The organism is Ketobacter alkanivorans (assembly GCF_002863865.1).
In the GTDB taxonomy this organism is placed as follows: domain Bacteria; phylum Pseudomonadota; class Gammaproteobacteria; order Pseudomonadales; family Ketobacteraceae; genus Ketobacter; species Ketobacter alkanivorans.
The window spans coordinates 2,131,460-2,142,979 of the sequence record NZ_CP022684.1; the positions used below are offsets into that span (position 1 = coordinate 2,131,460).

10 protein-coding genes are annotated in these 11,520 nt (G+C 51.3%); 8 read left to right on the plus strand and 2 right to left on the minus strand.

Annotated elements, in window-relative coordinates; genetic code table 11:
• Window positions 1-33: 33 nt before the first annotated feature.
• Window positions 34-1,041: a phospholipase A gene (locus tag Kalk_RS09210; protein ID WP_101893952.1), complete on the minus strand. Its 1,008-nt coding sequence runs from the start codon at window positions 1,039-1,041 to the stop codon at window positions 34-36.
• Between the two features lie 99 nt (window positions 1,042-1,140).
• Between Kalk_RS09210 and Kalk_RS09215 the strand changes: the two genes are divergently transcribed.
• The gene (locus Kalk_RS09215) at window positions 1,141-3,993 is read left to right on the plus strand and encodes a class I adenylate cyclase (protein WP_101893954.1); all 2,853 of its coding nucleotides are present in this window, start codon (window positions 1,141-1,143) and stop codon (window positions 3,991-3,993) included.
• A 10-nt stretch (window positions 3,994-4,003) separates the two neighbouring features.
• On the opposite strand, the gene Kalk_RS09220 is transcribed toward Kalk_RS09215, so the two are convergent.
• Complete coding sequence (locus Kalk_RS09220; RefSeq protein WP_158643401.1) at window positions 4,004-4,645, minus strand: glutathione S-transferase family protein; 642 nt, start codon at window positions 4,643-4,645, stop codon at window positions 4,004-4,006.
• A gap of 119 nt (window positions 4,646-4,764) precedes the next feature.
• Here Kalk_RS09220 and Kalk_RS09225 point away from each other — a divergent pair, with 119 nt between their 5' ends.
• The 7 genes from Kalk_RS09225 (at window position 4,765) to roxB (ending at window position 11,472) form a co-directional block, all read left to right on the plus strand.
• Window positions 4,765-5,214, plus strand: a complete 450-nt coding sequence (locus Kalk_RS09225; protein ID WP_101893958.1) for a winged helix-turn-helix transcriptional regulator — start codon at window positions 4,765-4,767, stop codon at window positions 5,212-5,214.
• A 90-nt stretch (window positions 5,215-5,304) separates the two neighbouring features.
• Window positions 5,305-5,532 (plus strand): LPS translocon maturation chaperone LptM, encoded by a 228-nt coding sequence (gene lptM / locus Kalk_RS21770; protein ID WP_101893960.1) that lies wholly within the window; start codon window positions 5,305-5,307, stop codon window positions 5,530-5,532.
• Window positions 5,529-6,773, plus strand: coding sequence for a diaminopimelate decarboxylase (lysA, locus tag Kalk_RS09235; protein ID WP_101893962.1), 1,245 nt, complete (start codon window positions 5,529-5,531; stop codon window positions 6,771-6,773). The genes lptM and lysA overlap by 4 nt, the downstream gene beginning before the upstream one ends.
• Window positions 6,773-7,603 (plus strand): diaminopimelate epimerase, encoded by an 831-nt coding sequence (dapF, locus tag Kalk_RS09240; RefSeq protein ID WP_101893964.1) that lies wholly within the window; start codon window positions 6,773-6,775, stop codon window positions 7,601-7,603. The genes lysA and dapF overlap by 1 nt, the downstream gene beginning before the upstream one ends.
• The gene (locus tag Kalk_RS09245) at window positions 7,600-8,292 is read left to right on the plus strand and encodes a DUF484 family protein (protein WP_101893965.1); all 693 of its coding nucleotides are present in this window, start codon (window positions 7,600-7,602) and stop codon (window positions 8,290-8,292) included. Before dapF ends, Kalk_RS09245 begins: the two co-directional genes overlap by 4 nt.
• Window positions 8,293-8,305: 13 nt before the next feature.
• Window positions 8,306-9,217 carry a tyrosine recombinase XerC gene (gene xerC / locus Kalk_RS09250; protein ID WP_101893966.1) on the plus strand — a complete coding sequence of 304 codons (912 nt, stop codon included), beginning with the start codon at window positions 8,306-8,308 and terminating at the stop codon, window positions 9,215-9,217.
• Between the two features lie 179 nt (window positions 9,218-9,396).
• Entirely contained in the window at window positions 9,397-11,472 is a 2,076-nt protein-coding gene (roxB, locus tag Kalk_RS09255; RefSeq protein WP_101893967.1) for a rubber dioxygenase RoxB, read from the plus strand.
• The last annotated feature ends 48 nt before the right edge of the window (window positions 11,473-11,520 follow it).

Genomic DNA, 11,520 nt, shown 5'->3' on the forward strand with positions numbered 1-11,520 from the left:
TGATGCACCTAAAGCTATTCAATAACCCAAACCTTACAACATATCCGTTAGCAAAATTCCGATGCCAAGCCGTTCGTTGCGATGATTGTAGTCAATCAAGCTTTCACCGTATCCATTAAAGTATTGCACCACACCCCGCAACCTACCCCACAACGGAAAGCTCGCATCAAACTGTACTGCTCCATAGTTTGGTGAATTTAAATTATTTCGTATCATCAATGAGAACTCATAATCATTCTGCTCCCAGGTTCCCATCAACTCGAAGTACCCCATGTACTTGTAGATATCTGGGTTATCATCACCATCTGCCTCTAGCGGATCATCTTTCTCGTCTTCAGGAATTCGATACCACGGCCGGAACGAGATGAGATAATTGTCCCGCGCATAATAATAATTCAGAAAAACCCGATTCCAGCTACGGCTCAGCAACTGGCTTCGCCCATTGGATTCATGCTCTAACCCAAACGCCAACGCTGTGTCGGCATCATCAAGATTGCTGGTTATTGGCATAAGATAAAAAATTTCGGGCCGATAATTCGTTTCACGAAAGGGTGCTGATATATCGTGATTGTATACCTGCCAGAATGCTTTCAACGTAAAACCAAAGTAAATTGCATCCCCGTATACCAACAAATCATCTTCATTCAATGGAACCTTCAAGCTGATTTGCAGCTTTGCTTCCGCGTTGTCAATGGGGTCACCCGGATACAGGTTGTTGTACTGGTCCTGGTTAGGATCATCCACATAGGTATAGGGCAATATATAGTTGGCGTTATGAGGCGTTATTACAAACGGATTCCACTCCGTACGCTGCTCCATGGCCATACGCTCACGAGCCGCTGAATACTCCCGCTCAGGCACACCTCCAAGCTGGATACGACAGTGCTCTTCCATTTCCCCTTTGGTCATCGTCGGTGTTGCTGTAATTAACTGCTCCCGCATGCACTCCTCCATGGTTTGCGTCGCCGCCACCTCTTCTGCTAGCGCAAACGCCGCCATCCACCACATAACAACACCAACCCAAAGTTGGAATCTGTACATCCGCCTTGCTCCTAATTTTGTTTGTTAACACGCCCACAAGTATCGCGCCCCTCAAGTACATTTCAAGCAAAATTTGAAACTGCTCCTATACTTGAACATATGACGCAACAGAGAGAAATTGCGCCGGATCTCCAGGATGGTATTGACCGTAAGCTACTGAAACAACTAAAGGAACGGTTCCTTGAGGTCAATCGTGGTCGACTGGAGCGAATGCTGTCTACCCTCAGCAGTCGCCACCGGATGTTCCTGGATTCCCTGCCGCTATTACTGCACATAAACCATCCTTCCTTGCCGGGTTATATGTCCGGGGCTACCCCGTGCGGCGTTAGCGGGTTCACACCAAACAAGGACAATCTCAGGGCAGCACAAAGCATCTCTCGCTCTTTTGTCTTTCATCGCAAGGCCCATCAACAGGAACGCATATTCAGCATATTTCTGATGGGCAGCACTGGCACAGTAGCACACTCCGACACCAGCGACATGGACATCTGGGTGTGTTATGACCCTGGATTAAAGCAGGTAGCGATTGATGAATTGCAGGATAAGCTTACCGGTATAGAACAGTGGGCAGATGCGATGGGTCTGGAAGTCCATTTCTTTCTCATGGATCCAATTCGTTTTCGCAACGGCGTGCGCAGCGATCTTTCAGGGGAGGATTGCGGCAGTGCACAACACTATCTGCTACTGGATGAATTTTATCGAACCAGCATCATGGTGGCCGGCCGCTATCCTTTATGGTGGATGATTCCAGCCTACGACGAAAAGCGCTATCAGGAAATATCAGAAACGTTGCTGGACAAACGTTTTCTGAAAAAAGATGACTGCGTAGACTTTGGTGGCATTTCAGACTTTCCTGCCGGAGAGTTTATCGGTGCTGGCATGTGGCAACTCTACAAGGGCATAGATTCACCTTACAAATCTGTAATAAAAATCGTGCTTACTGAAGTGTATGCCAGTGAATTTCCAAATGTAGAAAGTCTTAGCATCGTTTATAAAAAAGCCGTCTACTCCGGGCGTCTGGATCTGGATGAGCTGGATCCTTATGTGATGCTGTATCGTAAAATCGAGCAGTATTTGGTTAATCGTAACGAATTGCGACGCCTTGAGCTGATTCGTCATTGTTTTTACTTCAAAGTCAATGAAAGCCTTAGCCGAACACCACGAGCGGGTGATGCCAACTGGCGATTCCAACTTATGACACGCCTGGTTCGGGAATGGGGCTGGGATGAGCCCTATCTTAAGCAATTGGATAACCGTAAGTTCTGGAAGGTAAACAGGGTGCGGGATGAGCGCCAGGAGCTGGTTCAGGAGTTAAACCATAGCTATCGTTTTCTATCCAGTTTTGCTCGTGACAACAACATCGAAGCGCTGATCAAACAAGATGATATGAACATTCTTGGCCGCAAGCTTTATGCAGCCTTTGAGCGCAAGGGGGGCAAGATCGAGCTGGTTAACCCTGGCATTACGTCATCGCTCGTCGAAGATCATCTCTCCTTTCATTATGTTCGGGACGCCGAGCACGGCATTAACAATTACTGGTCAGTGTTTCCCGGCTATTTGAAAACCAAAGAAGCAAAAGGCCGCGAGCCGATACGCAAAACTCGCAGTGTTTTAGAGTTGATCGCTTGGTGCTATTTCAACGGGCTGCTTGATCAGGATACGCGTCTCTCTGTTGAGCCGAACGGTACGGATCTTACCGAACATGAATTGCAGCTCACCGTGCAATCTTTTTTTCAGACCAACCCGGAAGGCGCACCCTACGCGGCACAACAGAATTTTGAACATTCTGCGTACCCCACGCAAATCACGCTTTATATAAACGCAGGTGTGGACCCAATGCGGCCCATGACACAAAAAGGGATTCACCGCCTTTCAGATCAGAGCGACGCACTCAGTTACAGTGCTTTTCACCACAACTTAGCCATTACTGTAGATCAGATCACCTGCAACAGCTGGGGCGAGATCATCTGCAGCCTTTACTCTGGCGAGAACGCGTTGATTGACTGTCTCGTACACTACATGCGACAAATCCCTCCCGACGGTTCTATTCCTTTGCCGCGCCTGGACGTGCGCTGCTATTGCACCAGCAGAGCAACTTCGATCGCAAACCGGGTAGAAGAGCTGTTCCGTGATATCATCGCCTGCTACTACAGTGGAACTCGCGCCCTCAACACCCGATACATTCTGGAGATTGAGCAATTTCTGTATATGTTGCAATTCAAGCGCAACACACCCTATGTACGAGGCCTGCGCAGTCACAAGGATTTAATCGATTGCCTGAATGAGACCCAAGCCAGTTATAGCCCACTGGTAGTAGACCGAAACGCACTCTCACGGCACCCTCTGCGCGTGGTGGCCAAAATGGGCGTGCCGGGCCGCATTCAGGTTTTCTATCAACGCAACAGTGAAAAATCCGATATTTTCATTCACGATGAAAAAGGCTCAATCTTTTTTACCCAGAAACAGTATTTCGATGAGAACACTGCGCTGAACCCGATCCGACACTTTCTTGAAAATATTCAGCTGCGCCGCAGCACTCTGGATCAGCGTGAGCGTGCTCCAACCGGTAAAGTGGCCTACTACGAAATCAAACGTAACAACCGTGGGGATATGCAAACAGATCGCAAAACGTTTCCCCCAATGGAGACGGAAGCCAACCACCATAGCGTGCAAGCCATCGCTCAAACCGGAACCTTCGGGGACGTGTTCTATACCGTTTATTGTGACAACAGGGAGTTTTCCCAACTGGAATACGGTGACGCTCTATTTGCAGCAGTGGCTGGCTACATTGCATCCCTGCGTCGCAATCGGGAACGTTACCCGTGCTATATAACCGACCTGGATCTTAGCCAGCTGGATCTACAACAAGGGGAAGAACTGCAGACAGTGCAATATCTGCAGCATAAAGAGAAACTCGAAAGCGCGATCAATCAGGCGTTAAAAATACCGTAATCGAGGCACCTCAACCAAGCATCGACCCCTGCTTCTCGAGACGCGCTTTTACAGCAGCCACCGATGGCCGCTCACTGAACTCCCCATACCAACGCAGTATATTCGGATAAGCAGAAATATCCGCACTGGTCTGTTCGTGAACCTGAAACATGGCATAGGCGATGGTGTCAGCGATGGTGACCTCACTGCCGCACAGAAAAACATTCTCCTCCAGCAAGTGGTCAAAATAAGGCAGGTGTGCTTTCAGAAAGCCTTCAGCCTCGGCAATCAGTTCAGCGTCTGGTGTCTTTTTGAAGAATTTTTTACATATTACTTCTTGCCAGAAATAAACCCCCAACCAACGCCCAACATGCAGCACCATCATATCAATGGTCTGATCAATACGAGCCGCCTGCAAAGGATCGGCAGAGTACATTCGGTGATCATTGATGTTTGCCAGGTAGCGGCAGATAGAAGCGCTCTCCACCAAGCGATGACCATCGTGCTCCAGCGCCGGGATCTTGCCATAGGGGTGCCGCTGCAGGTATTCGGGCTTTTTCTGCTCGCCTTTCCCCAGCTCAACATGGACATAGTCGTAATCCAACCCCAATTCCTCTGCGGTCAGCAGCACTTTAATGCCGTTAAACGAGTTATAGCCGTAGATAGTAAACATGGCGTTTCTCCTTTCCATGGTGGTGTTAGAAAGCTGTTGCCTTAGGGCGCTATGATTGCATAATACAAGTATTCGGCACGATACATACAGCAATTGCATTATGCAAGTGAAATTATTTTATGGTTAGCAAGAACGAACATCTAAACCGATCCCAATGCCCGGTGGCGCTTGGCCTCGATGTGGTGGGAGATCACTGGACTCTGCTGATCGTGCGGGATCTGTTGATTATGGGGAAGCATGAATACCGGGAACTGCTCGAAAGCGACGAAGGTATTTCCAGCAACATCCTGACTGATCGGCTCAATAAACTGCAGGAGCAGGACCTGGTGAGCTGGATCAATCACCCTGAAAGCAAGCGCCGCAAGCTCTATTACCTGACCGACAAGGGCAAAGACCTGATCCATATATTGATAGCACTGGTGCGCTGGTCGGCAAAGCATCGCGCAGACGAGATCGTTATTCCCGCTGACAAACTGCAGAACATGCAACAAAGCCCGCGCCAATTTGTAGATTCCACCCTGGGCAGGTTAGCGCAATGGGAAACAACCTTTGGCATAGTGGCCACCTGACACATTCAGCCCAACCGCCGTGGTTACGACAATCCTCGCAACAGGGTATAATCAAACAAATTTTACCCGATTCGGAACCTCACAGAATTCATGGCTTTACGACATCTGCTGGCGGGGCTATGCCTGCTACCTGCTTTGATGCTTGCTGGCTGCGGCCAAAAAGGCGCACTTTACCTGCCGGATCAGCTGCCTCCCTCCCGCGAAGCGCAACCCTGCCGCACCCCCAGCTGCGCAGCTCTGCAAAAACCAGCGCCGGAAAAAGACAAGAACAGTGAAGAGTCAACCGAACAAACTACTCTGGAAGAGACTCCTGAATGAGCGCTTTTGAATACCAAAACAACGAGCTGTTCGTGGAACAGGTTGCCGTTAACCGCATAGCAGAAGCGGTAGGCACACCCTGCTACGTATATTCCCGCACGGCACTGGAACAGCAATGGCAGGCCTTCGATCAAGCCTTCGGCGATCACCCTCATCTGGTGTGCTATGCCGTAAAAGCCAACTCCAATCTGGCAGTATTAAATGTTCTGGCCAAGCTGGGTGCCGGTTTTGATATCGTGTCCCAGGGTGAACTGGAGCGCGTTCTTCGTGCCGGGGGCGACCCCGCCAAAGTGGTTTTTTCGGGCGTGGGTAAACTGCGTGAGGAAATGCTACGTGCCCTGGAAGTGGGTGTATATTGCTTTAACGTAGAGTCCGAGGCAGAGCTGGAAATTCTCAACGAGGTGGCCGGGCAAGCAGGCAAAGTTGCAGCAATCTCACTGCGGGTCAACCCGGACGTGGACGCTCAGACCCACCCTTACATTTCCACCGGTTTGAAAGAAAACAAATTCGGCATCGATATAGACCGGGCCGTAGCCGTATTTGAACGGGCGGCGCAGCTACCGAACATTAAAGTCAGTGGTATCGATTGTCACATTGGCTCTCAGCTCACCACGGTAACCCCATTTATGGATGCCATGGATCGACTGCTGGAGCGAATTGATCAACTGGCCGCTCAGGGCATCCATATTGATCATGTGGATATTGGTGGCGGCCTGGGCGTACGCTATCGGGATGAACAACCCCCAGCCCCCAGCGAGTACGTGAGTGCCCTGCTGAAGAAACTGGGCGATCGTAAATTGAAAATACTGATGGAACCCGGCCGCGCTATAGCCGCCAACGCCGGCATTCTGGTAACAGAAGTGCTGCTGCTGAAATCCACTGAAGTCAAAAACTTTGTGGTGGTGGACGCTGCCATGAACGATCTGATTCGCCCATCCCTATACAGCGCCTGGCAAGATATCATCCCGGTCACACCCCGAGCGGGCCAAGGTTCAGCCTGCGACATTGTTGGCCCTGTGTGTGAAACCGGCGATTTTCTGGGTAAGGATCGAGAGCTGTGCGTAGAACCCGGTGACCGGCTTGCTGTGTGTTCCGCTGGCGCCTATGGTTTCGTTATGAGTTCCAACTACAACACCCGCAATCGAGTGGCAGAAGTCATGGCCGACGGTAATCAATTTCACATCATTCGCCGCCGCGAAACCTACGATGATCAATTTGCCTTGGAATCCCTGGTGCCCTGATGAAAGTTGAATTCACCAAAATGCACGGGCTGGGCAACGATTTCATGGTGATAAACCAAGTCACCCAGAACATCCAGCTTAACAGTGATCAAATCCGACGTCTTGCCGATCGCCATACTGGCGTAGGTTTTGATCAACTGTTAATGGTGTCGCCGCCAACCTCACCTGATGTGGATTTTAAATATCGTATTTTCAATGCCGATGGCAGCGAAGTTGAGCAGTGCGGCAACGGTGCCCGCTGTTTTGCTCGCTTCGTCAAAGAAAAAGGGCTTACCCATAAAGAGGTGATTCCAGTTGAAACCAACACCGGCAAAATAGAGCTGAAACTGGTGGGGCACGATCTGGTCACAGTCAACATGGGCGCCCCCATTCTTGAACCACAAGACATTCCACTGCAGGCAGAAAGCCGACAGGCGCTGTATAAGTTCAACGTCGACAGCGACATTGTAGAGCTGGCCTGCGTCTCCATGGGCAACCCTCACGGGGTGCTTCAAGTAAGCAATGTAGACACCGCGGCGGTGGAAAAGCTGGGCCCAAAACTGGAGGCTCACCCACGCTTCCCCAACAAAGCCAATATCGGTTTCTGCGAAATTGTGGATCGGCGCAACATCCGCCTGCGAGTGTATGAACGCGGCGTAGGGGAAACCCAAGCCTGCGGTACCGGTGCCTGCGCTGCAGCAGTTGCCTCAATTGCTGCTAATCTTGTGGATAACCAAGTCAACGTTTCCCTGCCCGGGGGCACACTGCAAATAGAGTGGCAGGGGGAAAACCAACCGGTATTGATGACCGGTCCGGCTACCACCGTGTACGATGGGATTGTATACCTATGACCGAAACCACAGCTGAACGAAAACAAAAAGAAATCACGCTTACAGCAGCAGATGTTGCTAATTATCTGCGGCAGAACCCGGGGTTCTTTTCAAACCGGCCCGACATTCTCTACGACATGGAATTACCCCACGCTCAGGGCAGTGCCAGTTCGTTGCTGGAACGACAAGCCAACGTGCTACGCACACGCAACACCGAGCTGCGCCACAAGCTGAATGATTTTGTCAGCATCGCCCGTGACAACGACCGTTTGTTTAATCAAATCAAAACCCTGGGCCTTTCGCTATTGGAAGCCAACAGCGTTGCTGAGATCAGCAGCCGCCTGCGCCAAATTCTTACTAAAGATTTTAAACTGGATGAAGCAACCCTGTTTCTATTCAAGCACAGCAACGAGAAAGGCCCATTTACGGTTACCACCCAAAGCAATGTGCAAGGCGCGCTGGGTGACCTGTTGCGAGGCGAACGCATTATCTGCACCACATTACGCCAGCGTGAAATGAAATTTCTGTTCCCCGGCTATGGGCGGAACGAGGGCTCGGCTGCACTGATACCACTGCACTTCAATGGTGATCTGGGCTTGCTTGCCGTCGGCAGCCATGACCCCAATCATTTCACCTCTAACATGGACACCCACTTCGCCCGCTATATAGGCGACATCCTCAGTCGACGCCTGTACCACTTCCTCAAGTAGGCCGGACAGCCTGATGCACGAAGAGGAAGATCTTACAGACAGTATCCTGCGCTATCTGGATCATCTCACCCAGAAGCGCATGCTGTCTGCCAACACAGTAGAAGGTTACCGCCGCGACCTGCGCCTGCTCACCGAGTACTGCGCCCAAAACCAAATCCATTGCCACAACCAAATCCAACCCCACCACATTCGCGTGCTGATCGCCGAGCGCCATCGCAAAGGCAGTAAAAGCAAAACCCTGCAACGGCTACTGGCCAGCGTACGCGGACTGTTCGGCTTTCTGATCCAGCAAGGACAAACGCAACACAACCCCGCTCACGGCATTCGCCCTCCCAAGGGAGAAAAAAAGCTGCCGCACACCCTGGATGTGGATCAAATGAATCAATTACTTAACATTGATGAAAGCGATCCACTGGCGGTACGGGATCTGGCTATCCTTGAGCTGTTTTATTCCTCCGGTTTACGTCTTAGTGAACTGTTGAATATGCAACTAGCCGACTACGATCCCCATGAGCGCTCGGTTAAAGTTACCGGCAAGGGCAACAAACAAAGAGTGGTGCCGGTGGGGCGCAAAGCTCAACAAGCCATCGCTAACTGGCTACCCCTGCGGGATCAGTTCAACCCTGAAAGCAATGTGCTGTTTGTCAGTCAGCGGGGCACACGCTTACACCCCTCAACCGTGCAAAAACGTTTCAAGCAATGGGGCATCAAACAGGGGATCGATCGCAACGTTCACCCACACCTGCTGCGCCATTCTTTTGCCAGCCACATGCTTGAATCCAGCGGTGATTTGCGCAGCGTTCAAGAGCTGCTGGGGCACGCCGACATTTCCACTACTCAGATTTATACCCATCTGGATTTTCAACACCTGGCCAAGGTTTACGACGAGGCCCACCCAAGGGCCAAGAAAAAGAAAGATTCCTGAACTCTCGCACTTATAAATCTATCCACCACCCCTCACATCTCAGCATGAGACAAATTTAATATATTGTCTTGATGTATCGAAAACCCCATGCTAATTTGAATATTGCAGTAGGTCGACCTGAACCAAAAACAAATAAAAACCGACTCGCCCGTCGTGAGGCAGGCACAGAGGACACCACAATGCAAACACACACCAAACCGGTCAGGTCCATTGGGGCCATGATCACGCTCAGCTATTGCCTGCTGTTTTGCAGCGCAACCACCAGTCAATTCGCACACGCTTTTGTTTACGACGATGATCCTGACGCCCTGCTTGGCAGTAGCCGCGGCGGCATGGCACTTTGGGATTTTTGTTACGACAAAGATGATTCAGAACCCCTGCCCGTCGATCCACGGACATTGCTACAGCCAGGAATAAGCGATGGCAAAGCCGTGCACTTCAACGTCAATTGGGCAGAATGCCATACCGACCCTGTCGCCGTACAAGAGGCAGGTCACCCCGAGACTTGTGGCGAGCTGCGAGACATTTTCTACCGGGGCGAAACGCTGATGGACACCGGCAGTGAAAATGTGGCCGCTCTGTTTGTCGGCAACCGTTATGGCTCGTTGGCCGCAGTGGGCGGCATCGCCACATTTAATGCCGCTCAATACAACAAGTTATGGCAGATCTGGGGCGGGTATGACGAGCGCCCGGAGCAATTCGATCTATTGGTATCAAACCGCTATGGATCGGGTATTGCCGAAGGTCGCAACCCCTACCCGCTGGTGGGTGAAGACCCTAATCGGACCAACGGCGGCAGTGGCCAACTGCCGGAAATGTTCACTCAAGTCCGCAACAGCGATGGTAGCTGGAGTGGACGCATTGGTGTGACCTGTCACGGCTGCCATAGCGGTGAAATAGGCACCAAAGAAGACGGCGAAGATCTGGGTTTCCAGTTCGGAGGCTCCAGTGCTACCGACCTGAATCTGTTCTTACGTGACATGCTGCCACTGGGCTATCTTGCGTCCGGTGTCACCCCTCTTAATCTGACCCAAACCCGCGGCACCAACAACGCCAGCGCTGTAAACATTGCGTTCCTGTTTCCTGACAAAGGCTGGCCGTCTTTAACAGGCTTTTTAAGAATTCTTGGCTCCGGCTCCACCGGCAGCATGGATTCCCCCAACTGGTGGAACATGGGCCACCGCCCTGCAAAATTTGTCGATGGCCTGTTTCCGATGGATGCCCCACGAGTCGATGCCGTGTTCTATACGCCGATTCTTGGGCTGTTCGGTGGCGTCACGGCTGGCCTGGGTGAGCAAGGCCAAGACTGGATGCGCGAGCATGGCCCGGAAATGAATCTATGGATCGAAACTCTGAAAGCACCCAAATACCCTCTGCCTGTCGACGAAGAACTGGCCGAAACCGGTGCCGTATTGTTCCATGAACTGGATATGTGGGATCAGACTCGCCGTAACCCTATCCGACGCCCGGAAGGTAATGGCTCCTGCGCCAGTTGTCACGGAGCTTACTCGCCGCGCTATGTGAACAACACCGATTACCTCGAAAATCCTATGCTGGAAGGCATGGCCGGCTACATTGTGCCACTGGATATTATCGATACCGATAAACGCCGAGTGCTGACTAACACCGAAGGCATGCAGGTAACCGGCGCAGATAATTTCTTCGGCTACCCGGCAACCAAGGGCACCGATAATGATTGCGGCCCACAGAATCAAAAGCGCCTGCGGGGTGACCGGGAAGTTGGCTATCTTGCACAACCTCTCTACGGCGTGTGGGCATCTGCACCGTATTTCCACAACGGTTCGGTACCCAACGTTTGGGAAGTGCTCAAACCCCAAGATCGCAAACCTATTTGGCGGCGGGTTTCAGCACCTGTACCGGAAGGCGTAGAAGGTACAGCAGTGATGGGCTTTGATACCAGTCTTCAGCGCGCATTCGATGCTGAAAAACTGGGCTGGAAATACGACGAAATCGCCTGTGTGAATTTACCCCCCATGGTCAAACCGGGGTTCAACTGCAGCACACGCAATATCAATATCACGCCTTGGCCACAGCGTTTATTGGAATGGCTCTATGGCAGCATTACCGGTGCCTGGAACGTCGATTTTCCACCGATTGTCACAACCGAAAACATGGAAAATCGCAAAATCTACAACACCCATATGTACAGTCAAGGCAACGAAGGGCATGAGTTTACGGCGGTGCTTACCGACGCTGAACGCATTGCGATCATTGAATACCTAAAAACACTTTAACCTGCTAACCAGAAAGAAGGGCCACCGTTGTGGCCCTTCTGCTCTTCA